The sequence below is a fragment of the Arthrobacter sp. SO5 genome, from assembly GCF_020532805.1.
Lineage (GTDB): Bacteria > Actinomycetota > Actinomycetes > Actinomycetales > Micrococcaceae > Arthrobacter.
Map to the genome: position 1 here is coordinate 1 of NZ_MQTQ01000058.1, position 23,296 is coordinate 23,296.

At 68.1% G+C, this 23,296-nt stretch carries 20 protein-coding genes; 15 read left to right on the forward strand and 5 right to left on the reverse strand.

Translation table 11 applies throughout. From position 1 onward, the window contains the following. Positions 1–102: 102 nt before the first annotated feature. Entirely contained in the window at positions 103–1,542 is a 1,440-nt protein-coding gene (locus BJG92_RS11055; protein WP_232084059.1) for a 6-phospho-beta-glucosidase, read from the reverse strand. Positions 1,543–1,622: 80 nt separating this feature from the next. Here BJG92_RS11055 and BJG92_RS11060 point away from each other — a divergent pair, with 80 nt between their 5' ends. From BJG92_RS11060 to tsaD, 6 genes are all read left to right on the forward strand, one after another. Then, positions 1,623–2,714, forward strand: coding sequence for a carbohydrate kinase family protein (locus tag BJG92_RS11060; RefSeq protein ID WP_232084060.1), 1,092 nt, complete (start codon positions 1,623–1,625; stop codon positions 2,712–2,714). 399 nt (positions 2,715–3,113) lie between these two features. Next, a complete protein-coding gene (gene alr, locus BJG92_RS11065) occupies positions 3,114–4,355 on the forward strand; it encodes an alanine racemase (protein WP_232084061.1) in 1,242 nt (413 codons plus the stop codon). Further along, positions 4,352–4,990: a tRNA (adenosine(37)-N6)-threonylcarbamoyltransferase complex ATPase subunit type 1 TsaE gene (tsaE, locus tag BJG92_RS11070; RefSeq protein WP_232084062.1), complete on the forward strand. Its 639-nt coding sequence runs from the start codon at positions 4,352–4,354 to the stop codon at positions 4,988–4,990. Before alr ends, tsaE begins: the two co-directional genes overlap by 4 nt. After that, positions 4,990–5,661, forward strand: coding sequence for a tRNA (adenosine(37)-N6)-threonylcarbamoyltransferase complex dimerization subunit type 1 TsaB (tsaB, locus tag BJG92_RS11075; protein WP_232084063.1), 672 nt, complete (start codon positions 4,990–4,992; stop codon positions 5,659–5,661). Before tsaE ends, tsaB begins: the two co-directional genes overlap by 1 nt. A 47-nt stretch (positions 5,662–5,708) precedes the next feature. Further along, positions 5,709–6,170, forward strand: a complete 462-nt coding sequence (gene rimI, locus BJG92_RS11080; RefSeq protein WP_232084075.1) for a ribosomal protein S18-alanine N-acetyltransferase — start codon at positions 5,709–5,711, stop codon at positions 6,168–6,170. Beyond that, positions 6,167–7,270 (forward strand): tRNA (adenosine(37)-N6)-threonylcarbamoyltransferase complex transferase subunit TsaD, encoded by a 1,104-nt coding sequence (gene tsaD / locus BJG92_RS11085; RefSeq protein ID WP_232084064.1) that lies wholly within the window; start codon positions 6,167–6,169, stop codon positions 7,268–7,270. The genes rimI and tsaD overlap by 4 nt, the downstream gene beginning before the upstream one ends. Positions 7,271–7,341: 71 nt before the next feature. Here tsaD and BJG92_RS11090 read toward each other — a convergent pair whose 3' ends face one another. Beyond that, complete coding sequence (locus BJG92_RS11090; RefSeq protein ID WP_232084065.1) at positions 7,342–8,493, reverse strand: glutamate--cysteine ligase; 1,152 nt, start codon at positions 8,491–8,493, stop codon at positions 7,342–7,344. Between the two features lie 246 nt (positions 8,494–8,739). Between BJG92_RS11090 and BJG92_RS11095 the strand changes: the two genes are divergently transcribed. After that, the gene (locus tag BJG92_RS11095) at positions 8,740–9,573 is read left to right on the forward strand and encodes a shikimate 5-dehydrogenase (RefSeq protein WP_308011651.1); all 834 of its coding nucleotides are present in this window, start codon (positions 8,740–8,742) and stop codon (positions 9,571–9,573) included. Positions 9,574–9,600: 27 nt separating this feature from the next. Here BJG92_RS11095 and BJG92_RS11100 read toward each other — a convergent pair whose 3' ends face one another. Next, complete coding sequence (locus BJG92_RS11100; RefSeq protein WP_232084066.1) at positions 9,601–10,833, reverse strand: class I SAM-dependent methyltransferase; 1,233 nt, start codon at positions 10,831–10,833, stop codon at positions 9,601–9,603. Positions 10,834–10,900: 67 nt separating this feature from the next. Between BJG92_RS11100 and BJG92_RS11105 the strand changes: the two genes are divergently transcribed. The 3 genes from BJG92_RS11105 to groL all read left to right on the forward strand — a co-directional run bounded on the left by BJG92_RS11105 (position 10,901) and on the right by groL (position 13,735). Continuing rightward, positions 10,901–11,359: a hypothetical protein gene (locus BJG92_RS11105; protein WP_232084067.1), complete on the forward strand. Its 459-nt coding sequence runs from the start codon at positions 10,901–10,903 to the stop codon at positions 11,357–11,359. Positions 11,360–11,741: 382 nt separating this feature from the next. Continuing rightward, positions 11,742–12,038, forward strand: coding sequence for a co-chaperone GroES (gene groES / locus BJG92_RS11110; RefSeq protein WP_018773735.1), 297 nt, complete (start codon positions 11,742–11,744; stop codon positions 12,036–12,038). Between the two features lie 86 nt (positions 12,039–12,124). Next, positions 12,125–13,735 (forward strand): chaperonin GroEL, encoded by a 1,611-nt coding sequence (gene groL, locus BJG92_RS11115; protein WP_232084068.1) that lies wholly within the window; start codon positions 12,125–12,127, stop codon positions 13,733–13,735. A gap of 179 nt (positions 13,736–13,914) precedes the next feature. Here the strand turns inward: groL and BJG92_RS18555 are convergent, their stop codons facing one another. After that, positions 13,915–14,454 (reverse strand): DUF2252 family protein, encoded by a 540-nt coding sequence (locus tag BJG92_RS18555; protein WP_308011652.1) that lies wholly within the window; start codon positions 14,452–14,454, stop codon positions 13,915–13,917. A gap of 705 nt (positions 14,455–15,159) precedes the next feature. Between BJG92_RS18555 and BJG92_RS11125 the strand changes: the two genes are divergently transcribed. Together BJG92_RS11125 and BJG92_RS11130 are read left to right on the forward strand one after the other, a co-directional pair. Continuing rightward, positions 15,160–15,402 (forward strand): hypothetical protein, encoded by a 243-nt coding sequence (locus BJG92_RS11125; protein WP_232084070.1) that lies wholly within the window; start codon positions 15,160–15,162, stop codon positions 15,400–15,402. A 279-nt stretch (positions 15,403–15,681) separates the two neighbouring features. Next, complete coding sequence (locus BJG92_RS11130) at positions 15,682–16,116, forward strand: hypothetical protein (protein WP_232084071.1); 435 nt, start codon at positions 15,682–15,684, stop codon at positions 16,114–16,116. 111 nt (positions 16,117–16,227) lie between these two features. Here the strand turns inward: BJG92_RS11130 and BJG92_RS11135 are convergent, their stop codons facing one another. Beyond that, entirely contained in the window at positions 16,228–17,256 is a 1,029-nt protein-coding gene (locus tag BJG92_RS11135; RefSeq protein ID WP_232084072.1) for a DUF389 domain-containing protein, read from the reverse strand. A 148-nt stretch (positions 17,257–17,404) separates the two neighbouring features. Between BJG92_RS11135 and BJG92_RS11140 the strand changes: the two genes are divergently transcribed. The 3 genes from BJG92_RS11140 (at position 17,405) to BJG92_RS11150 (ending at position 23,084) form a co-directional block, all read left to right on the forward strand. Next, positions 17,405–19,486, forward strand: a complete 2,082-nt coding sequence (locus BJG92_RS11140) for an acyltransferase family protein (RefSeq protein ID WP_269461936.1) — start codon at positions 17,405–17,407, stop codon at positions 19,484–19,486. Between the two features lie 192 nt (positions 19,487–19,678). Further along, positions 19,679–21,190 (forward strand): IMP dehydrogenase, encoded by a 1,512-nt coding sequence (gene guaB / locus BJG92_RS11145; protein WP_232084073.1) that lies wholly within the window; start codon positions 19,679–19,681, stop codon positions 21,188–21,190. 52 nt (positions 21,191–21,242) lie between these two features. After that, positions 21,243–23,084, forward strand: a complete 1,842-nt coding sequence (locus tag BJG92_RS11150; protein WP_232084074.1) for an ABC transporter ATP-binding protein — start codon at positions 21,243–21,245, stop codon at positions 23,082–23,084. Positions 23,085–23,296: the final 212 nt, after the last annotated feature.

Sequence of the window (23,296 nt, forward strand, 5' to 3'; positions counted from 1 at the left end):
CAACCACCGCCGCAACCACAGCGCCCTCGGAGGACGACCACCCATCAGCAGATGTAACCAACCTGCTGGCTGAGTACATCTAGCTGACCGCTGGCGGTGCTGCTAGGCACCGCCGCGCCAGAGCTCCAGCAGCTCCGGAAACGCGGACTCATAGCCGGTCAGCAGCTGCGCGGCGAGGACGTCCGAATCGACGAGCGGATGCGCGGCGAAGGCTGCCAGGGCCGCTTCCCGCCGGCCTTCCCGCTGGCCCTCCCGGCCGGTCTGGCCGGTCTGGCCGGTCTGGCCGGTTTGGCCGGCCGCCCGCACCACGAGCCGTTCCACGTGCTTGACCCGCCGCATGAGTTCCAGTTGCGCTTTGCCGGGCCGCGCCTGGGGAAGCGGGACGACGCCGTCGGGCGTCACCCGGCAGGGCACCTCGACGACGGCGTCCGCGGGCAGCCCCGGAATCGCCGCGGCCCCGGCGGCCCCGGCAAGGGTGTTGGGCGTATTCAGGATCAGGTCCGCCCCGCCGCCGCCGGACAGCGCCCGCATGAGGGCCAGGGCAACGCGTTCGTAGCCGCCGCCGGCCAGGTCGGCCTCGTCCCGGCGCTCGCCGCCAGCCCGGGCCTCCGCGAGGTACCCCTCCTCGCGGGACCGGCGCGCGGCGTCCCAGAGCCGGTACGCTTCCGGACCGGCCGCCGCGAGCTGCGGGTACAGCGCCGTTTGCTGGCGGTCGATTGACTCCCCTCGGGTCTGGGCGGAGGAGCGGATGCCGGCCAGCGCCCGCCCGGTCTCGTAGTAGTAGTACAGGTACTCGTTCGGCAGGCAGCCCAGCTCCGACAGGAAATCCTGGGCGAACAGCCGGCCCTCCTCGAAGCCGGACAGGGCGCCGGCGTCCGCCAGCAGCCCGGGCAGCCTATCCTGGCCGCCGGTCTCAAGCCGGTATAGCCAGCCGAGGTGGTTGAGGCCGTAGTAGCCCACGCCGTCGAGCCGGCCCTCGGGCAGCCCGACGCCGGCGGCCCGCGCCGCGCGGTGCACGAGGCCGCTGGCGGAATCGCAGATGCCCACCACCCTGCGGCCCAGGACGGGGACGAGCGCCTCCGTGACCATGCCGGCAGGATTCGTGAAGTTCAGCAGCCACGCCCCGGGGCAACGGCGCCGCATCTCCCCTGCGAGCTCGAGCATGCGGGGGATGGACCGCAGCGCATAGGCGATACCGCCGGCTCCCGTGGTTTCCTGGCCCAGGAGCCCCAGGTCCAGGGCAACCCGCTCGTCCGCGGTGCGCCCGGCGGTGCCGCCGGGCCGGATGGCGGCGAAGACCATGTCGGTGCCCGCGAGGGCTTCGGGCAGGGAGGTGGTGGCCCGGACCGAGGGGGGAGGGGCGCCGGTCCGCGGGACCGTTCCGCCGAGGGCGGCGAGGACCGCCTCGATGGCACCCAGCCGGCCGGGATCGACGTCGTACAGCACCAGTTCCCGGACGATTCCGGCGAACGGTCCCGCGCAGAGCGCCCGGTAAACCAGCGGTACCCGGAATCCGCCGCCGCCGGCAATCATGAGCCGCATGCGGACAGTCTATTCACTGACGCTCAGCCGCGCTCCGAGCCTGCCTTTCCCCGGGTGCCGGGACGGCGTACTGTGCAGATATGGACGCGATTCCGACGCGGCGTTTTGACCCGCTCTCCTCCGTCCGACCCCCGGCGGCGGAAGGCTTCGATCTGCTCCTGACCGGCACGGTGTTCCAGGACATCATTTTCACGGGCCTCCCGCACGCACCCGTGGCCGGAACCGAAATCTGGAGTGACGGGATGGGCAGCTGCCCCGGCGGCGTGGCGAACCAGGCCATTGCGGCGGCCCGGCTGGGGCTGCGGACCGGACTTGCCGCCGCGTTCGGCGATGACGGGTACGGGGACTACAACTGGAAAATCCTCGCCGGCCAGGAACATGTGGACCTGTCCCTTTCCCGCCGAATTCGCGGCTGGCACTCGCCCGTCACGGTGTCCCTGAGCGTGGAGCAGGACCGGTCAATGGTCACGCACGGACATCCGGCCCCGGTGACCTCCACCGAACTCATCGGCTGCCCGCCGCCCGCGCTCGCCGCCGTGGCCGATCTCGGCGAGGAACTCGAACCGTGGGCCATCGATGCGCACAAGGCCGGAGTCCGGCTGTTCGGCGACGTCGGCTGGGACCCTACGGGTGCCTGGGCGCCCGCCCGGCTGGATAACCTCAAGTACTTCCACGCGTTTATGCCGAACCAGCGCGAGGCGATGGCCTTCACCGGCAAGGACAACCCGTGGTCCGCGCTGTACTCGCTGGCGGAAAAGGTTCCGGTGGCCGTGGTGACCCTCGGGTCCCAGGGGGCCATGGCCGTGGACTCCGAAACCGGTGAAGAGGAATGGGTGCCGTCCCTGCCCGTCTCGGCGTTTGACCCCACCGGCGCGGGGGACTGCTTCGACGCGGCGTTCATCGTGGGCTGCCTTGCCGGCTGGCCGCTCGGGGACAGGCTGCGGTTCGCCAACCTCTGCGCGGCCCTGGCGGTCCAGGAGGTCGGCGGTTCCCTCGCCGCGCCGGGCTGGGGCGATATTGCCGACTGGTGGCAGCGCGCCAACGCCCGGAAGGAACGCCAGGGCAGCCAGTGGTTGCGCCGCTACTGCTTCCTGGAAGAGATCATCCGCGATGTGCCACAGGAAGCGCAGCGGAGGGCAACGGCAACCATCGCGCACCTGTCGGACGCGTAGCTCCTTGGCCTGAGGTCCCCTCAGGGTGGACATGTCCCCCGCTGCCGGCCTCGAGTGGGCATAGTCGCATTGTGTCCGCTGGTGGGTGCGAAGACTGGGCATGTCCCCCGGGGGAGGCGCACCCGGGCCCGGTGCCGGTGGACATGTTCCTCGCCGCCGGCCTTGAGTGGGCATAGTCCCATTGTGCCCGTTGGTCGGTGTGAAGACTGGGCATGTCCAGCCGGGGGAGGTGCTCCCGGGCCCGGTGCCGGTGGACATGTCCCTCGCTGCCGGCGGGGAGTGGGCAGAATCCCATTGTGCCCGCTGGTCGGTGCGAAGACTGGGCATGTCCCCGCGGGGGAGGGCCGCTGGCCGCGGGAGGAATTAAGCCGGATGCCTTGGCGCCCCTAGAATCGTTAAGTGACCTACCCAGCAGCAACAGGTGGCCCCCGGCCCGCTCCGGAAGCCGCGCCAGCCTCCGCCGAGGAACGCTCGGCAGTAATTGACCTCGAAGCGATCCGGCACAACGTCCGCCGGATCGCGGCCGTGGCATCGCCCGCCCAGGTCATGGCCGTGGTCAAGGCCGACGCTTACGGACACGGCGCCGTCCCCGTGGCCCGGGCCGCGCTCAGCGCCGGAGCCGGCTGGCTTGGAGTCGCCCACATTTCCGAGGCCCTAACCCTGCGCGCCGCCGGCATCGAGGCGCCCCTGCTGGCCTGGCTGCACACACCCGAGAGCGACTTTGCCGCAGCAGTCGCGGCCGGGATCGATATTGGCTGTTCGGGCTGGGAACTTCCGCGGATCGTGGCGGCGGCCCGAGCGCTGGAACGCCCTGCCCGCGTCCACCTGAAGGCGGACACCGGCCTGGGCCGCAACGGGGCAACCCGGGACGCCTGGGACGGGCTGGTCGGCGAAGCCATGGACTACCAGGACCAGGGGCTGCTGCGCGTTGTGGGGATTTTCTCCCACCTAGCCGTCGCCGATGAACCCGAACGCCCCGAAACCGACGCGCAGCTCGAAGCCTTCCGCGAGATCCTCGCCGTCGCCCGGGACGCCGGCGTTGACCCCCAGGTCCGGCATCTGGCCAACACCCCCGCCACGCTGTCGCGCCCCGACACCCATTTTGACCTGGTCCGGGTGGGACTGGGCCTCTACGGTTTGTCCCCCTTCGAAGGGCAGAGCTCCGAAGAGCTGGGCCTGCGCCCCGCCATGACCGTCCGCACGGTCGTCTCGCACTGCAAAGACGTTCCCGCCGGCCAGGGTGTCTCCTACGGCCTGAACTACCGCACCGACGCCGCCAGCACCCTCGGACTCATCCCCCTCGGCTATGCCGACGGCGTTCCGCGCATCGCCACCGGAGGCCCGGTCCGGGTGGAAGGCGTGAACTACCCCGTGGTGGGCCGCATCGCCATGGACCAGATGGTGATTGACCTGGGCCCGCTCCACGTGTCCGCCGGCGGGCACACAGTCCTCGGAGCCGAGGCCGTGCTGTTCGGCAGCGGCGCCGACGGCGGACCCACGGCGGAGGACTGGGCCCGGGCCGCCGGCACCAACAATTACGAAATCGTCACCCGGATCAGCCCGCGGGTGCCGCGCCGCTACATCAACGAGGAGCCCACCGCCAGCGGAGCGGCGCACACCAGTGCAGGGTTGCGGCCGTGACCGCCCCGGCCTGGGAACGGACCCTCGACGTCCGGACCGCCGAGCAGACACATGCCCTCGGCGCCGCGCTTGGCGCCCAGCTGGAGCCCGGGGACCTGCTGGTCCTCACCGGTGAACTCGGCGCGGGCAAAACCACGTTCACGCAGGGGCTCGGGGAGGGTCTGGGCGTCCGCCCCGGCGTCATTTCACCGACCTTTGTGCTGGTCCGCATCCACCCAAACCTTCCTGACGGGGCACGGCCCGGGGGACCGGACCTGGTGCATGTGGACGCGTACCGGCTGGGCTCCGCCGCCGAAATCGACGACATCGACCTGGAAAACACCATGGACAGCTCCGTGACAGTCGTCGAATGGGGCCGCGGAAGGGTGGAGCACCTGAGTGAGAGCCGGCTCGAGCTGGACCTGGTCCGCAGCCTCGGCGCCGCCGTTCCCGTGCCGGCCGGCACCGGAACGGGCGGACTGGACTTTGATACCGACGACGACGACGAGCCCCGCACCATCGTGCTGCGCGGCTTCGGCCCGCGCTGGGTCAACCCGCCGTTGTTCTCCGCCGCGGCGGAGCCTTTACCCGCGGCGGAGCCGTTACCCGGGGCCGGGCCCGGGACAATGCCCGCACCGACGGAACGGAATTCCTGATGCTGATCCTCGCCATCGACACCTCGGCTGTGGCCAGCGCCGCGCTTGTCTCCGACGACGCCCCGGAATCGGTGATCGGCAGCTTCTCCACCGAGGACACCCGGAGCCACGCGGAAGTCCTGGCCCCGGGCGTCGAGGAACTCCTCGCCGAGGCGGGCGTGAGCGGGGCCGACGTCGACGCGATCGTCACGGGGGTGGGCCCGGGCCCGTTCACCGGGCTGCGCTCGGGCATCGTCACGGCCCGCACCCTCGCCTTCGTGTGGGGCAAACCGCTCTACGGCATGATGAGCCTGGACGCCATCGCCCTCGAAGTGGCGGAGTCCGTCGACGCGGCACCGGAATTCATCGTCGCCACCGACGCGCGGCGCAAAGAGGTTTACTGGGCCCGGTATTCGCTGGCCGCGGCCCAGCTGCCGCGGCTGCTCGACGGGCCCCACGTGGGATTCGCCGCGGACCTGCCGGACCTCCCTGTCTACGGCGCCGGGGCAGGGCTTTATTCCGACGTCGTGAAGGCAGTCCCGGAGTTCAGCTCGCGGCAGCCCGAAGCCCTCTCGCTGGGCCAGTTCGCGCTGGCACGGCTCGCCGCGGGAGGACAGTTGCTGGACTCGACGCCGCTGTACCTGCGCGAGTCCGACGCCCAGGTCCCCGGACCTCGGAAGCGTGCGCTGTGAGCGGCGAAGCGGAAGTCCAGGTGCCGGGCGGGGTCACCCTGCGGGAGATGGGCACGGCGGACATTCCGGCGGTCCACGACCTGGAGCGGCGGCTGTTTCCCGTGGACGCCTGGCCGCTGCAGATGTTCGTGGACGAGCTGGCGCAGGCCGAAACCCGGCGCTACCTCGTTGCTGAGCACGGCGGGCACATCGTCGGCTACGCCGGGCTGATGTGCATCGAACCGATCGCGGACGTCCAGACGATCGCCGTCGTGCCGGAGCAGGAGGGCAAGGGCATCGGATCGGCCCTGCTCACCGAGCTCATCCGGGAAAGCCGGCGGCGCAGCGCCGAGGACGTGCTGCTCGAAGTCCGGGCCGACAACCCCCGCGCCCAGCAGCTCTACCGGCGCTTCGGCTTCGACCAGATCCACGTCCGGCCCAGGTACTACCGCGACGGCGTCGACGCGCTGATCATGCGGCTCCGGCTCGACGCAACCGACACCACGCCCAGGGAGGCAGGCCGCCCATGAACCGACCCCAAAACCAAGACGGCCCGCTGGTCCTCGGCATCGAATCCTCCTGCGACGAGACCGGCGTCGGCATTGTCCGCGGCACCCGGCTGCTGGCCAACACCGTCGCCTCCTCCATGGAGGAACATGTCCGCTTCGGCGGCGTCATCCCGGAGATCGCCTCCCGGGCCCACCTGGACGCCTTCGTGCCCACGCTCCGGGAATCGCTGGCCGAAGCGGGCGTGACCCTGGCCGAGATCGACGCCATCGCCGTCACGTCGGGGCCCGGCCTCGCCGGAGCCCTCATGGTCGGTGTGTGCGCGGCGAAGGCCCTCGCCGTGGCCACCGGAAAGCCGCTGTACGCCATTAACCACCTCGTGGCGCACGTCGGCGTCGGCCTGTTGCGGCCCGACGGCGGCGCGCAGCCGTTTGCCGGGGCGCTGCCGGAAAACCTCGGCGCGCTGCTGGTCTCCGGCGGGCACACCGAAATCCTGCGGATCCGGAACATCACCGAGGACGTCCAGCTGCTCGGCTCCACGATCGACGACGCCGCCGGCGAGGCCTACGACAAGGTGGCCCGGCTGCTGGGCCTGGGCTATCCGGGCGGGCCGGCCATCGACAAGCTGGCCCGCACCGGCAATGCCAAGGCGATCCGCTTCCCCCGCGGCCTGACCCAGCCGAAGTACCTGGGAACCGCGGAGGAACCCGGCCCGCACCGGTACGACTGGTCCTTCAGCGGACTCAAGACCGCCGTCGCCCGCTGCGTCGAGCAGTTCGAAGCCCGCGGCGAAACGGTCCCCGTCGCGGACATCGCCGCGGCCTTCCAGGAGGCGGTGGTGGACGTGATCACGTCCAAGGCCGTGCTGGCCTGCCGCGAGAACGGCATCACCGAGCTGCTGCTGGGCGGGGGAGTGGCCGCAAACTCACGGCTGCGCCAGCTGACCGAGCAGCGCTGCACCGCGGCGGGCATCCGGCTGACGGTACCGCCGCTGGAGTTGTGCACCGATAACGGCGCCATGGTGGCGGCCCTCGGCGCCCAGCTGGTGATGGCCGGGATCGCGCCGAGCGGCATCGGGTTCGCCCCGGATTCGTCGATGCCGGTCACGTCTATCTCCGCCTGAACGCCTCCGCCTGAACGCCTCCGCCGGAAAAACCGGGACGGGGAACCGCGGGCGCCGGGAAGGTGCGGGAGCTAGGCTTCGGGGCCCTTGCGCATCTGCTTGATGAGGTCCAGCACGACGGCGCGCAGGTCACCGCCATGCTCCGCGGCGACGCGGCGCTGCCGCTGGCAGCCGGCCCCGCGCTCAATGATCTTCAGGACGTCGGCCAGCTCGGCGGAGCAGCCCAGTTTCACGGCGACAGGTTCCAGCCGCCTGACGGTCTCGCGGAGGTGGTCGGTGACGAGCTGCTCGTTGCCCTCGGCGTCGAGGATGATGATCGCCTCCAGGCCGTAGCGGGCCGCACGCCATTTGTTTTCCTGCACATGCCACGGCGGCATGGTCGGGATGGTGCCGCCGTGATCGAGGGTGGTGGAGAACTCGTCGACGAGGCACTGCGTGAGGGCGGCAATGGCGCCGACTTCCTCAAGGGTGGCCAGGCCGTCGCAGATGCGCATCTCGATGGTGCCCAGGTTCGGGACGGGACGGATGTCCCAGCGGATCTCGGACAGCGAATCGATCACCCCGGTGGTGAACATGTCCTGCACGTAGGACTCGTAATCCTCCCAGCTGGAGAACTGGAAGGGCAGCCCGGCGGTGGGCAGCTGCTGGAACATGAGGGCACGGTGCGAGGCATAGCCGGTGTCCTCGCCGCCCCAGAACGGGCTGGAGGCAGACAGAGCCTGGAAATGCGGGAAGTAGTTGACCAGTCCGTCCAGGATCGGGAGGACCTTGTCCCGGCGGTCGATCCCGACGTGAACGTGGACGCCGTAGATCACCATCTGGCGGCCCCACCACTGGGTGCGGTCAATGAGTTTGGCATAGCGTGCCTTGTCCGTCACAGGCTGGAGCTGCGGCGGGCTGAAGGGGTGGCTTCCTGCGCAGAAGATCTCGACGTCCATGGGGTCGGTGACTTCCCGGACCGCGGCCAGCGAACTGTCCAGGTCCGCCTTCGCTTCCGCCGCCGTGGTGCAGATCCCGGTGACCAGTTCCACCGTGTTCAGCAGCAGTTCCTGCTTGATGTGCGGGTGTTCGTCGTCCTCGTTCAGCTCGGGATGCCGGGCGGCCACGCCGCGGAGGACCTCGTTGGCGACGGAGGCCAGCTCGCCGGTGTCGGCGTCGACGAGGGCGAGTTCCCATTCCACACCAAGAGTTGATTGCCTGGATGAAGCGAAGTCAATCTTCATGTGGTCCCTTCACTTTTCTGCTGTCCGTATCCGTGGCCCCGGCCTGCAAAGTCGCGGTCGGAGTCGCCGGACAGTTGGCAGGGCAACAGTGGTCCAAGTCTAATGCAGGGGCAGCACCGCCACGGTGGGCCGGTGACGGCGGGCAGGTGAGAGTGTTCACACTGAGAGTCCAGCCGTACCGGACGTGGCGGCTCGTCTCACAGTCCCGGGCTTGGCGTTCGGGCCGGCAGGAGTTTATATGGAGTGGTGCCCATCCTGAATAAAGACATGACCCTGTGCATCTCGCTCTCGGCCCGGCCGAGCAACAACGGGACCCGTTTCCACAACCACCTGTATGAGCAGTTGGGCCTGAACTGGATTTACAAGGCCTTCGCCCCCACCGACCTGGCGCAGGCAATCGCAGGGGTGCGGGGACTCGGGATCCGCGGCTGCGCAGTTTCCATGCCCTACAAGGAGGATGTCATTGCCCTCGTGGATGTGATGGACCCGTCGGCAGAGGCTATCGACTCGGTCAACACCATCGTCAACGACGGCGGTCGGCTCAGCGCCTACAACACGGACTACACGGCGATCGAGCAGCTGCTGCAGCGCAACGCCGTGCCGACGTCCTATTCCGTGCAGCTGCAGGGATCCGGCGGCATGGCCAAGGCCACCGTTGCGGCGCTGCGTGACGCCGGGTTCACCGACGTGACCGTGATCGCCCGGAACGAGGCAGCGGGACGGGCTCTCGCGGAGCTCTACGGCTTCGCGTGGCGCGCGGAACTCGCTCCGGCGGGTGCCGGGGGCCCGACGGCGGACATGCTCATCAATGTGACCCCGGTCGGCATGGCCGGGGGCCCCGACGCCCAGGCGTTGTCCTTCCCGCAGGAGGCCGTGGCTGCGGCGAAAGTGGTGTTCGACGTCGTCGCGCTTCCGGCGGAGACCCCGCTCATCCAGGCGGCCCGTGCGGCCGGCAAGACCGTCATCACCGGCGCCGAGGTGGCCACCATCCAGGCCCTGGAGCAGTTCGTGCTGTACACCGGCATCCGGCCCACAGACGAGCAGATCCGGGCCGCCGAGGAATTCATGCGGGCGCAGTAGCGAAGTACTCCGCGGGGCCGGGGCCGGTTAGACCGGCTCCACCGAGATGGCCACCCGCTCCTCGCCGATTCTGGTGAGGACCAGGGTGGCCGTTTTCTTGCCCGCGGCCTTTGATCCTGCGGCCTTTCCCCCCGGCAGCAACTGCTTCCGCAGCTCCTCCGGAGTGACGGAGGTGCCGCGTTTCTTGATGTCCAGGATGCTGATGCCGCGGTCCCTGACCCAGGCCTTGAGCGCCTTGACGTTATAGGGCATCACCTCCAGGACCCGGTAGGCCCGGGCAAACGGGGTGTCCCGCAGTTCCGGGGCGCAGATGTAGGCGATGTGTTCGTCCACGAGGTGTCCGCCGAGCTGGAGCGCGAGGTCGGCCACCAGCCCCGCGCGGATGACGGCGCCGTCGGGCTCGTAGAGGTACCCCTCGATTGGGCCTACGGGCGCCGCCGGGCCGCCGCCGAAGTCCTCGGCGCTGGTCAGTTCCGCGGCGCCGCCGGGACCCAGCACCAGGGCGGCACGCCGGATACCGGGGCGCCGGACCGCGTTGAACCACAGCGCCACCTCGGTGACGTCCCCGCCCACTGACACCCACTGCGCTTCACAGCCCCCGGGCACCGAATCATGCGGCATGCCCGGGCCCATCTTCACGCCCACTGCGAGCCCGGAGCCGGCCAGGGATTCCGCAAAGGACAGCGGCGGCGAGAAAGCCTCCGGGTCCCAGAGCCGCTTGGTGCCGGACGTGGAGGTGGTCCGGCGGGCGGGGTCCAGCCAGACGCCGCCGATGCCCTCGAGGGACACGGTGGTGGCGTCGGCGTGCACCACCGTGGCGTGAGGGAAGGGGATCAGGTTCATCGTGGCGCAGGCAGCCGTGGCCTCGTCCATTTCCACCGCGGTGACCCGGATGTCCAGGGATGCCAGCGCCATCGAGTCGGCGCCGAGGCCCGAGCCAAGGTCCGCCACGTGGGAGATGCCGGCTGCCAGGAACCGCTGGGCGTGCCGGGCCGCAACCGTGAGCCGGGTGGCCTGCTCCAGCCCGGCCTGGGTGAAGATCATCTGCCGGGCAAATTCGCCGAACTTGGCCTCGGCCCTGGCCCGCAGCCGGGCCTGGGTGAGGACGGCGGAGACCAGCTCGGGGGAGTGGCCGGCCTTCCGAAGCGAGGCATTCAGCCGGAAGGCGTCGTCTTCCCGGTACGGTCCCAGCGACGCCAGGAGTTCCCAGCCCGCCGGATTGAGGAGCGGTGCTATCTGGTCCTGCGGTGCGTCAGCCATGCCGTCAAGCCTAGAGCAGACACGGTTCAGGCGCTCTCCGCCCGCTGCGGCGGATAGGCTGGACGGCATGGAAGACAGCGGCACGGCAGACGGCGGCATGAACCAGAACTACATAAACGAGGGCCACCCAAACGAGGGCTACACAGAGGACGACGCCGCAGCCGAGGACGCGGACGGGGTCCACCGCCACGGGCTGGCAAAGTACGCCCGGCCGGCGTTGATTGCCGGCAGTGTTATCGCCGTCGTCTGCGTCGCGCTCCTGGTCATCATCTTCTTCCTGGACTCCTTCAACGCCACGGTCTACTCCGTCGGCGGCAAGGACGTCAAGGACGCCACCGACGAGGCGCGGGCCATCCGCGAAACCTACGCCGCGGCGAGGCTCGGAGGCATCGTCTTCCTCGTCACCGGCGTCGCCCTGGCCGCCGCGGGCGCCGTCGTCATCTACCGGCACCGCAACGACCGCGGCCCGAACAGGGGCGGGGACGACGGCGAAGACGTGGACTTCGACGACCTCGGAGGACGGTAGCAGCCCGGCCCGGCTCCGCAGCCGGTGGACATGTCCCGTGCCCGGGGCCACGAGTGAGCACAATGCCCAAGTGTCCACCGGCCGCCGCAAGGGATGGGCATGTCCCCCCGAGCGGACCCGCAGCCGGTGGACATGTCCAGTGCCCGGGGCCACGAGTGAGCACAATTCCCGGGCGCCGGAGTCCACCGGGAGCGAATTTCTGGCACTCGCCTTGACCGAGTGCTAACTCCTTACATAGAGTCGTCATTGGCACTCTCCCTAGGAGGGTGCTAACACCTGAAGCTCTAGCAGCCAGGCTGCGGCCGGCACCGCGACGACGGTCTGTACGCCTTGGCAGCGCGGCTTTAAAGTCCACGAATTTGCTGACGAATAGGAGAGGTCCTTGTCGGTCTCTATTAAGCCTCTTGAGGATCGTATTGTTGTCCGCCCGCTCGAAGCCGAGCAGACCACGGCCTCCGGCCTGGTTATCCCGGACTCCGCGCAGGAAAAGCCGCAGGAAGGCGAAGTTGTCGCAGTAGGCCCCGGCCGCTTTGACGATAACGGCAACCGCGTTCCGATCGACGTTGCCGTCGGCGACGTTGTCATCTACTCCAAGTACGGCGGAACTGAAGTCAAGACCGGCGGCACCGAGTACCTCGTGCTGTCCGCCCGCGACGTTCTGGCGATCGTCGTAAAGTAACTCTCTTGGACCCCCGCGCCGCAGATCCGTCTGATTCATCCCTGACAGGTCAGTTGCGCGGGGTTCTGTCTTGAAAGGACAAAACCATGGCAAAGCAGCTTGCGTTTAACGACGCTGCCCGCCGGTCGCTTGAAGCCGGCATCGATAAGCTCGCCAACACGGTCAAGGTGACGCTGGGCCCCCGCGGCCGCAACGTCGTGCTGGACAAGAAGTGGGGCGCCCCCACGATCACGAACGACGGCGTGACCATCGCCCGTGAAGTCGAACTGGACGACCCCTACGAAAACCTCGGCGCGCAGCTTGCCAAGGAGGTCGCCACCAAGACCAACGACGTCGCCGGTGACGGCACCACCACCGCGACCGTGCTGGCCCAGGCGCTCGTCAAGGAAGGCCTCCGCAACGTGGCGGCAGGCGCAGCCCCGGGCGAGATCAAGCGCGGCATCGAGGTCTCGGTCGAGGCCGTCGCAGCCCGGCTGCTCGAAAACGCCCGCCCGGTCGCCGGCGACCAGGTCGCCAACGTCGCCTCCATCTCCGCGCAGAGCGATGAGATCGGCGAGCTCCTGGCCGAGGCCTTCGGCAAGGTCGGCAAGGATGGTGTGATCACCATCGAGGAATCCTCCACGACGCAGACCGAGCTGGTCCTCACCGAGGGCATGCAGTTCGACAAGGGCTACCTGTCCCCGTACTTCGTCACCGATGCGGAACGCCAGGAAGCAGTCCTCGAAGACGCCCTGATCCTGATCAACCAGGGCAAGATCTCCTCGGTCCAGGACTTCCTGCCGCTGCTGGAGAAGGCGCTGCAGAGCTCCAAGCCCCTGTTCATCATTGCCGAGGACGTCGACGGCGAGGCACTCTCCACGCTGATCGTCAACCGCATCCGGGGCACCCTGAACGTCGTGGCCGTCAAGGCACCGGGCTTCGGCGACCGCCGCAAGGCCATGCTGCAGGATATCGCCACCCTCACGGGCGCGCAGGTCGTCTCGCCGGAACTGGGCCTCAGCCTGGACACGGTCGGCCTCGAGGTGCTGGGCACCGCCCGGCGCATCACCGTCACGAAGGACAACACCACCATCGTCGACGGCGCCGGTTCGGCCGAAGACGTCGCAGCCCGGGTTTCCCAGCTGCGCGCCGAGCTGACCCGCACCGATTCCGATTGGGACAAGGAAAAGCTGCAGGAACGCCTGGCCAAGCTGGCCGGCGGCATCGGCGTGATCAAGGTCGGCGCAGCCACCGAGGTCGAGCTGAAGGAAAAGAAGCACCGCATCGAAGACGCTGTGTCCTCGACCCGCGCTGCCCTGGAAGAAGGCATCGTCGCCGGTGGCGGCGCCGCCCTCATCCACGCCCTCAAGGCCCTTGACGAGGCTCCGGCGGTCAAGGCACTCGACGGCGACGCAGCGGCAGCTGTCGGCATCGTCCGCCGGGCACTGACCCAGCCGCTGCGCTGGATCGCCCAGAACGCCGGCTTCGACGGCTACGTCGTCGTCGCCAAGGTAGCTGAATCCGCCAACAACCAGGGCTTCAACGCCAAAACCGGCGTGTACGAGGACCTGATTGCTGCCGGCGTGATCGACCCGGTCAAGGTCACGCGTGCGGCCCTCCGCAACGCAGCCTCCATCGCCGCACTCGTTCTCACCACGGAAACCCTCGTGGTCGAAAAGCCTGCCGATGAAGACCAGCACGCGGGCCACCAGCACTAGGGCATCGGGCGGTAGCTTCTGCCCAGTAAGTTCCGCACGGTAAGTGCGGGCGAAGGGGCCAGATCAGCGTCAGTTGGGCTGGTTCTCGCGGTCGTTGCAACACCCAGAGTCTTTGGGAGTTGCAACGACCGTGTCGTCTTTAACGCCTACGGGCCGGCCACCCTGCAGAAGGCCCTGTCCTACAGGCGAAAGCGCCGCTCCGACGCTGGTCCTGTCTCCTTGAAGCGCTCGGCGTTACCGTCCGTCTGGAGGCCCTCGATTGCTTCCAGCCGGCCGGAGCGGACGGCGTCGGCAAACGCCTGATAGTCCTGTTCATTCTGGTCGGCGTAGCGTAGGGAGAAGTCGGTGATGGACGCGTCGAACTTATCGCTCTTGCCCAGATAAGCGGCGATGGCCACCGCGTCACCCGAGCGGGCATGCGCCCGTGCCAGGGCCCAGCCGCATACACCGGCATAGAAGCTCATGCTGAGCGGTTTCATTCCTTCCACAACGGCTGAACAGCTGTTCCTCGTAGAGCCGCGCATACCAGGTGTCCAGAGTGCCCATCTGCGTGAACTGGGCTCCTTGGCGTTCACAAGGCGATTGTGGCCCGGACGCAGCCATGCGTCACCACACTGCTGACGGATCAGGCGGGGGCACCGGGGACCGGAAGCCGCCGGGGTGTTCTTCCACCGGCCCTGCGGGCTGTCCCAGAGTCCGGAGAATTTCCCCGCCGCCATCGTCGACTGCCGTTACAGGACCCCAGGCCTTCCCCCGGTGCGTGAGGTCACCAGGTGCGGGTGAGGTGCCGCGCCCCACGGGGCAAACAATGAAGCCGGGGCGGTCCGGATCGCTCGTGCACAGCATGGCTGGGACAGTGGAAGAACTCGGGGCGGTGGACTGCCTCGTCGGGGAGTTCCCCGGGTCCGACGTCGGCAAGGGCCAGATTGCCTCGTTCTTGGAGGACCTGGTCAACCGTCTTCGACGAGTACGAGGACAACTACCAGCGCATCGACAATGCGAAGGCCACTGACCGCGACGGCCGGCTTCGATTCAACACCGCCCGGCGGTGCCGGCGACACGCGCCCCCAGCCGCCAGTAGACCAACTCGACATGCAGGTCGTTGCCATCACGGATCACCTCCCCCGGATGAGGTTCGGACCCCCGGTGCGGCCAGAGAATGGTCCTACCTGCCAGTGCCAGGGTTGCCTGCCGCAACGCATTTCGCAAAGGAGACTCCAATGTCGAGATCACGCCCAATCCTTGCTGGATCGATCGCACTCGGGCTAGCGGTCGCAATGCTCACGGGCTGCAGCACTTCCAGCCCGGGCACGAGCTCCAGCAGCTCCAAAGCGCAGGAAAGCGTTTCACAAGCGTGCGCCGCAGCCAGTGCCTATTCCGCGGCCCTGACAAATTTCAGACAGACACTCACGCCGGATGCCACGTTGGAGCAGGTCGATTCGGCGCGGGACCAGGTCGTGAAGTCCTTTGACGATCTGATCAAAGCGACCCAGGACGCCGCGAAAGACAAGGTAGCCGCGGTCCAGACGGCCCAGGACGATTTTGCCCGAGCCGTCAAGGCTATTCCCAACGACGCCACTCTGACCCAGAAGGTCGACGCTTTGCAGGCCGAAACAGCTAAGGTTCGGGCCGCCCTCAGCGACCTCCAGACGTCGGCCAAGTGCTGAGGTCCGGCATCCCCCCGGGGCGGTTCCACAGCCTGAACAACCTCCCCGCCGGTGCCCGAACTGCCGGAACAGCCGCAAGACCTAGTGCATGAGATCACCCGGTGGGGATGAGGTGCCGCACTTCACCGGGGCCCAGAATGAAGCTGCGGCCGTCCGTCGGAGCTCGATTGACGGGCCCGGGCTGCGAGAAAAACCAGCGGAATCATAACTAGCTTCACGACACGACTGCTGCGGCCATCAGGCCGACGGCAGAATGTCCAACGGAAAGCGGTCGTCGCTATGAGTACTGCCCATCATACTGTCGCTCCAACTGGCTGGACCGCTTGGGTCAGCTTCGCCGGCGTCATTCTTATCATCAACGGCGTTTTCAGCGGCCTTCAAGGACTCGTCGCGCTTACCGGACCCGATACCTACTACTTGTCGACCTCGGGCGCGCTGTTCATCTTCGATGCGAAGGGGTGGGGCTGGTGGAATTTGGCTCTCGGGGTGCTCTTGATCCTCACGGCCGTCGCGCTCTTCTCCGGTGCAACGTGGGCTCGAATCGTTGCAGTCGTCCTTGCGGGCATCAGCGCGGTCGTTCAACTGATGCTCATTCCGGTGCAGCCGTGGTGGTCCTTCATCGTCATTGCCATCGACGTGCTGATCATCTACGCGATCATCGCCCATGGCAGCGAGATGCGGACCGAGGAAACGCCGCCGACAGTCGCCTCCTAGACCGGAAGCCTAGACCGCTAACCCTAAACCGCTAACCCTAAACCGCTAACCTGGACCGCTAATCTGGCCCGGAAAACCTGGACCGGACGTTGACGACCTGCCGCTAGACCGTCACCGGGTGTTGCGACGGTAGCGGGTACTCGACCTGGTCCCGAGCGAAATACGTTGTTCACCTCGTCCGTCCCGTTCGCCTCGTCTGTCCCGTTCGCCCCGTTCGACGCGCTTACGACGCTTGGTGATGAGGCGGTAGAACAGCAGCACTGAAACGGCAGCCGCCACGATTCCCACGAGGTTCAGACCCAGCTGGAGGGCCGAGCCTGCCGCCTTCTGGTATTCGCCCAGGACCAGCGCCACGGCCACGAAGCCGGCCGCCGGGACCGTCGTCACGGAGATGAACACGCCGACCAGCGCAGCGGACCGCCGGCTGATCACGGACAGCATCCCGGCGGTCCCGGCCAGCACGGCCACGATCAGCGAATAAGGCCCCGGGTGATAGATGAAGTCGACGGCGGAGCCATGGTCCAGCGCATCGGGGGGAAAGAGGCCGAGGGGCACGGACAGCCAGGCCGTGAAGGCCGCTGCCAGCATGGCCACCGGGAAACCGACGCCCAGCGCCAGGGCCGCACCGCGTCCAAGCCGCCACTGCCGCCGCACCAGTGCCACGGCCAACGCCGCCAGGGGGCCGAATTCCGGCCCCACCGCCATGGCCCCGACAATGGCGACCGTCGAATTCGTGACAATGCCGATGGCTGCCAGCTGTGTCGCGAGCACCAGGAACGCCAGGTAGCTCCAGGTGAGCCGCGAGTCCTCGCCCGTCTGCTGGGACACCTCGTCCCAGATCACGGCGTCTGCGCCTTCGCCGGGTGCCGCCTCGACTGCCTTGTCGGCCCGGTCCGAGAGCACGAGTTCGGGCATACTGACCGAGATCGAGCCCTGCTCCTGGACATCCAGGGCGTGGAGTTTCTCCACCAGCGGCTCCACCGACTCCCGTGCCAGCAGGACGTGGATAACGTCCCCCGGGGGAAGGACAGAAGCACCAGGCTGAAGGGCGACTTCCGCGACGCCGACTCCGCCGGTGCAGCAGTCAACGACGGCGTTGGATAGTTTCTTCGGGACACAAATGCGCAGTTGGGCAATCACGATGCGGCCTCCTCGGGCTCGTTACAGGGTATCCGCCGGGGCCCCTGCAGATCAGCGATCAGGCGGTTCCCCGCGCGGCCGTGATTTGGCCGGACAATTTACCGGTCGGTACTATGGATGCTTTGGAAACCGGCCTGAAGGGCTTTTTTTGTCGATCGAGCAAACGCCAGCCAGCCCGCGGCCAGCGGGCGCGGCCTCTCCGGCGCGGGCAACATCAAGCTACCGCCCCGAAGTCCAGGGCCTCCGGGCCCTCGCCGTGCTCATGGTGGCCGCCTACCATGTGTGGCTGGGCCGGGTCTCCGGCGGCGTCGACATCTTCCTGCTCATCTCAGCGTTCCTGATGACGCTCAGCTTCGTCCGCAAGGTGGACAGCGGGAAACCGCTCCGCCTCGTGAGCTACTGGCTCCACCTCATCAAGCGGCTGCTGCCCGCCGTCGTGGTGGTGGTCCTCGGCGCACTGGCCGGCACCCGGGCCATCCTGCCCGAGAGCCGCTGGCCCGACGTGCTGGACCAGGCCTGGGCGTCCCTGCTGTACCGGCAGAACTGGCTGCTGGCGGACTCCGCCGTCGACTATTACGCCCAGGACCATTCCGGTGCCAGCCCCCTGCAGCACTTCTGGTCGCTGTCCATCCAGGGCCAGGTGTTCCTGCTGTGGCCGCTCGTGTTTGCCGGCGCCGCCCTGCTGCTGCGCTTCCTGCGCCGCTGGAGCGCTGTGAGCGGCAGGGTGAGCTACCCGGCGCTGCTGGCCGTGGCCTTCGGAGCCATCTTCGTCGTCTCCCTCGTGTACTCGATCCAGCAGACCGCGAGCAACCAGGCGTACGCCTACTTCGATACCCGCGCACGGCTCTGGGAGTTCGCCCTGGGCTCCCTGCTGGCCCTTGGGCTGCCCCGCCTGTCGCCCGGCAAGCTGCTCCGGGTGGTGCTGGGCTGGGCCGGCCTGGCGGCCATGCTGTCCTGCGGCATCCTGTTGACCGTGGACCGCTCCTTCCCGGGATTCATTGCGCTCTGGCCCACGCTGGCTGCGGCCGCAATCATCGTGGCCGGCCGGAGCGGCAGCCGGTTCGGCGTGGACCGCTTCCTGACGTGGAAACCGCTCGTTGCCCTGGGGGACAACTCCTACGCGCTCTACCTCTGGCACTGGCCGGTGCTGGTGCTCGCCCTCGCCGGGATGGGGATCACCGCACCGAACCTGGTCCAGGGCCTGTTGATCCTTGCCGCGTCCCTCGTGCTGGCCGTGCTGACCACCCGTTATGTCGAGAAGCCGCTGCGGGACTGGCCCTGGCCGCAGGGCCGGGCCTGGCGCCCCGCCGTCGTCATCATTGCCTGCGGCGCCCTGCTGGCAGGCCCAGTCTCCGTGTGGCAGGGCAGGATGATGGCCGACGAGGCCGCCGCCGCCTCGCAGCCGAAGGAACTGACGCCCGGAGCGGCCGCCCTCTCCCCGGAGAACGCGGGTAAACCGACGCCGGACGCGAAGATCATCCCCGCGCCTGTCGCGATGAAGAAGGAATGGGCGGACATCGACGGGCTGTGCACCGCCGGGAACGTCCCCGCGGACCCGCTGCTCGCGGGCTGCCTGCAGAACAGCCGCCCGGAGGACGTCACCAAGCAGATCGTGGTGCTGGGCGACTCGCACGCCCAGCAGTACATGGCGGCTCTGGGCCCGGTCGCCCGGAGCCATGGCTGGGAAGTTGTCGCGCTCCTGAAAGGCAACTGCCGTTTCGGCGGCGAATCCCCGGACCGCGACGCCGAGTGCAACGCCTTCAACAGCGCCAGTGCCCGCTACGTCCTGGACCACAAGCCCGACGCGGTTTTCACTGTCGCCTCGCTGACCCACAAGGATGCGCCGTTCGAAACCGAGGTGCCCCGCTACCTTGAGGGCATCAGGCCCTTCACAGACGCCGGCATCGACGTCGTCGGCATCCGCGACAACCCCCGCTTCGGCATGAACATGCCCGAATGCGTGCAGAAGAACGGCCCCCACGCGGCCAAGTGCAATGTTCCGCAGCAGCAGTCCCTGGCCGACTCCTCGCCCCTGGACGCCTACCGGGGGCGGGTTCCGCGGCTGCACCTGATGGACCTGAGCGACTTCATTTGCGCCAGCGGGATCTGTCCGGCCGTGGTCGGGAACGTGTACGTGTACAAGGACGACAACCACCTGACCAAGACGTATGTCCAGAGCATGATCCCCATGTTCGAACAGCGGCTGCTGGCCGCAACCGGCTGGACGTGACCCGCGGCGGCCGTCACCGTTGCGAACCCGCCCGGTGCCGTTGCTCACATTACTGCCCCGGAATATGGGGATCGCCACCGAGGTTCTAGTATTTATTCAACACTTCTGCACAGGCCATGCCCGTAATGACGGGCTGGTCATCTGATGCAACCCCTACCCGTGAACCCCGTAACCAAGGTAAGAGGCGCACTCATGACCCAGCCCGAACACAATCCCTTCGGCTTCATCGGCCTGACCTATGACGACGTCCTGCTCCTTCCGGGCCACACGAACGTCATCCCCTCCGAGGCCGACACCTCCTCGCGGATCTCCAAGCGCATCACCGTCCAGACCCCCCTGCTCTCGGCCGCCATGGACACCGTCACCGAGTCCCGCATGGCCATCGCCATGGCCCGCCAGGGCGGCCTCGGCGTCGTGCACCGCAACCTTTCCATCGCCGATCAGGCCGACCAGATTGACCGGGTCAAGCGCAGCGAGTCCGGCATGATCACCAACCCCCTCACCATCGGCCCCGAGGCCACGCTGGCCGAACTGGACGAAATCTGCTCGCATTACCGGGTCTCCGGCCTGCCCGTGGTGGACGAAGGGATGAGGCTGCTGGGCATCGTCACCAACCGCGACACCCGGTTCGTGCCGGAAGCGGATTTCCCGCTCCGCCTCGTCAGCGACGTCATGACCAAGATGCCCCTCGTCACCGGGCACGTCGGCATCAGCCGCGAGGAAGCCTCCCACAAGCTCGCGACCAACAAGATCGAAAAGCTTCCGCTCGTGGACGAGCAGGGCCGGCTCAAGGGCCTCATCACCACCAAGGACTTCACCAAGGCCGAGCAGTACCCGCTGGCCACCAAGGACGACGAAGGCCGGCTGCGCGTCGGGGCCGCCATCGGCTTCTTCGGTGACGGCTGGGAACGGGCCATGGCCCTGATCGACGCCGGCGTGGACGCCCTCTTCGTCGACACCGCCAACGGCCACTCCCAGGGCGTGCTGGACATGATCCGCCGGCTGAAGTCCGATCCCGTCGCCGCCCACGTGGATATCATCGGCGGCCAGGCCGCCACCCGCGAAGGAGCCCAGGCGCTGATCGACGCCGGGGCCGACGGCATCAAGGTCGGTGTGGGGCCCGGCTCGATCTGCACCACCCGTGTTGTTGCCGGCGTCGGCGTCCCGCAGATCACCGCCATCTACGAGTCGGCCAAGGCCGCCATTCCCGCCGGCGTTCCGCTGATCGCCGACGGCGGCCTGCAGTACTCGGGCGACATCGGCAAGGCGCTGGTTGCCGGGGCCGACACCGTGATGCTCGGATCCCTCCTGGCCGGCTGTGACGAGTCCCCGGGGGACCTGATCTTCGTCAACGGCAAGCAGTTCAAGCTCTACCGCGGCATGGGCTCCCTCGGCGCCATGCAGACTCGCGGCAAGAACACGTCTTATTCCAAGGACCGCTACTTCCAGGCCGACGTCTCCGGCGATGACAAGCTCATCCCGGAAGGCATCGAAGGCCGGGTGGCCTACCGCGGTCCGCTGGCCTCGGTGGCGTACCAGCTGGTCGGCGGCCTCCGCCAGACCATGTTCTACACCGGGGCCCCGACGATTCCGGAGCTCAAGGCACGCGGCAAGTTCGTCCGCATCACCCCGGCCGGCCTTAAGGAATCGCACCCGCACGACATCCAGATGACGGTGGAGGCGCCGAACTACGGTTCACGCTGAGAACCCTCCGCTGCGAACCGGGTGGGACCCGGGGTTGTCCTAGGCTGGAGCCATGACCGAACCGGTGCCCGCGCGCGAGCCGAAGCGCAAACTCGCGCTGAGGCCCTACGCCCGGGCCGTGGCGCAGGTGCTCCGGGTCAGTTTCCGGGCCTCGCGTGCCGCCGTCGTGATGAAAGTCGTCGGCTCACTGATCTCGGCGCTCCTGCCGCTGGTCACCACGTACTTTGCCGCCCTGACCACCACGGCGCTCGCGGCCGCCTACTCGGGTAACGCCGAGGCCGGCCAGCAGGCGATTGTCTATGTGGTCATCACCGCGGCGCTGGGATTGTTCTGGGGCGCCTTCAGCAGCTTGGACCGCTACATCCAGCAGCTCATGAGCTTCCGCGTGGGCGCCATCGTGGGTGACCTCATGTACGAGCGGTTCCTGGCGCTGGACTTCTGGCGCTACGACGACAAGGAAACGGTGGACCTGTACGACCGGGCCAAGCGCTTCTCCGATTCTTACGCCCGGGTCCTGGACCGGATCGCGGCCATCTTCACCCAGCTGGTCTCGGTGCTCCTGGCCATCGGCGCGCTGCTGCTGGTCAGCTGGTGGATCGCGGTGATCGTGCTCATCGCGATAGTGCCCAGTGTGTACCTGCAGTTCAAGCTCTCCAGGGAACAAATCGCGCACTGGAACACACAGGTCGATTCGCGCCGCCAGCGGCGGATGATCGAGACCAACCTCCTGCGCCCCCAGCACATCGCGGAGATGCGCCTCTACGGGATTGTCGGCTACCTGATGGGGCTGCGCTCCCGGCTGCGGGACGCCGACGAGAAGCGCCGGCTGGACTTCCAGAAGCGCTACATCCCCAAGCAGCTCGCCGCCGACGCCCTGCAGTACGGCGCCGAGGTGGTCTCGCTGATCTGGGTGGTCGGGCAGATCATCGCCCGGGCGCAGCCGGTGGGGCAGTTCCTCTACGTCCAGCAGATCGTCAGCCGGGCCTTGTCCACGGCCAACAGCCTCGTGTCCTCGCTCAGCTCGATCGACGAGGACCTCGCGAACCTCAAGGACTACGAGCTCTTCATGGCGTTGCCGGTGCATGCCGAGCACGCCCCGCCGCTGCTCCAGGCACCGACGACCGTGGAGCTGCGGGACATCAGGTTCACCTACACAGGCAGCGAACTGGAAGTCATCAAAGGTATTTCGCTGACCATCCGCGAAGGCCAGCACGTCGCGATCGTGGGGGAGAACGGCGCCGGTAAATCCACCCTCATCCGCATCCTCGCCGGACTCTACCGGCCGGACTCCGGGCGGGTGCTGCTCGACGGCGTCGACCTGGCCGCCGTCGATGTCACGTCCTGGCACCGTCATCTGGCGGTGCTCAGCCAGGAGTTCCTGAAGTACGAGTTCGCCACCGCGGCGGAGAACATCTTCTTCGGGGACGTCGATTCACCGCGCGATGACGGGCGGGTCCGCCGTGCCGCGGCCGACGCCGAGGCACTCGAATTCATCAACAAGCTGCCCAACGGGCTGGATAACCACGTGAGCAACTGGATGGAGGATCCGCGCGGACGGAAGGGGAGCGGGTTGTCCGGCGGGCAGTGGCAGCGGCTGGCGATGGCCCGGAACTTCTACCGTGACGCGTCCTTCATGGTCATGGACGAGCCGACGTCGGCCATCGACGCGCTCGCCGAGCACCGGATCTTCACCCGGCTCTTCGCGGACCGCAGCAGCACCATCATTGCCATCAGCCACCGGCTCGCGACGATTGAGAAGGCGGACATCGTCTACATGCTGGAGGACGGCAGGATTGTGGAGCAGGGCACCCACAAGGAACTCGTCGCCCTGCGGGGCCGCTACTTCCGGATGTTCGAGTCCCAGCTCGTTGTTGACGAGGCCGAGGGGGCCTGAGGCACGGCTGGCCACGGGACATGCCCTCCTCCTGCCGCGCCCGGCGGACATAATGCCTAAATGCCCGCTCCTGGGCACGAAGAATGGGCATGTCCACCTTCACGGCCGGGCAGCGAGGGGCGGGGTGCGGCACGAGGTGCAGGTGGGGCGCGAGGGGCGGGAACTGGGCGGTGGCCTGTCCGGACTCGCCGCCGGGGCGGTGTCCAGTAAGG

Bases quoted from the DNA above. Each gene is read 5' to 3' on its own strand.
- BJG92_RS11090 (WP_232084065.1), bottom strand. From the start codon at position 8,493: ATGAAGATTGACTTCGCTTCATCCAGGCAATCAACTCTTGGTGTGGAA.
- rimI (WP_232084075.1), top strand. From the start codon at position 5,709: ATGGGCACGGCGGACATTCCGGCGGTCCACGACCTGGAGCGGCGGCTG.
- groL (WP_232084068.1), top strand. From the start codon at position 12,125: ATGGCAAAGCAGCTTGCGTTTAACGACGCTGCCCGCCGGTCGCTTGAA.
- BJG92_RS11130 (WP_232084071.1), top strand. From the start codon at position 15,682: ATGAGTACTGCCCATCATACTGTCGCTCCAACTGGCTGGACCGCTTGG.
- tsaB (WP_232084063.1), top strand. From the start codon at position 4,990: ATGCTGATCCTCGCCATCGACACCTCGGCTGTGGCCAGCGCCGCGCTT.
- BJG92_RS11060 (WP_232084060.1), top strand. From the start codon at position 1,623: ATGGACGCGATTCCGACGCGGCGTTTTGACCCGCTCTCCTCCGTCCGA.
- BJG92_RS11150 (WP_232084074.1), top strand. From the start codon at position 21,243: ATGACCGAACCGGTGCCCGCGCGCGAGCCGAAGCGCAAACTCGCGCTG.
- BJG92_RS11055 (WP_232084059.1), bottom strand. From the start codon at position 1,542: ATGCGGCTCATGATTGCCGGCGGCGGCGGATTCCGGGTACCGCTGGTT.
- BJG92_RS11100 (WP_232084066.1), bottom strand. From the start codon at position 10,833: ATGGCTGACGCACCGCAGGACCAGATAGCACCGCTCCTCAATCCGGCG.
- BJG92_RS18555 (WP_308011652.1), bottom strand. From the start codon at position 14,454: ATGGCGGCGGGGAAATTCTCCGGACTCTGGGACAGCCCGCAGGGCCGG.
- tsaD (WP_232084064.1), top strand. From the start codon at position 6,167: ATGAACCGACCCCAAAACCAAGACGGCCCGCTGGTCCTCGGCATCGAA.
- guaB (WP_232084073.1), top strand. From the start codon at position 19,679: ATGACCCAGCCCGAACACAATCCCTTCGGCTTCATCGGCCTGACCTAT.
- BJG92_RS11105 (WP_232084067.1), top strand. From the start codon at position 10,901: ATGGAAGACAGCGGCACGGCAGACGGCGGCATGAACCAGAACTACATA.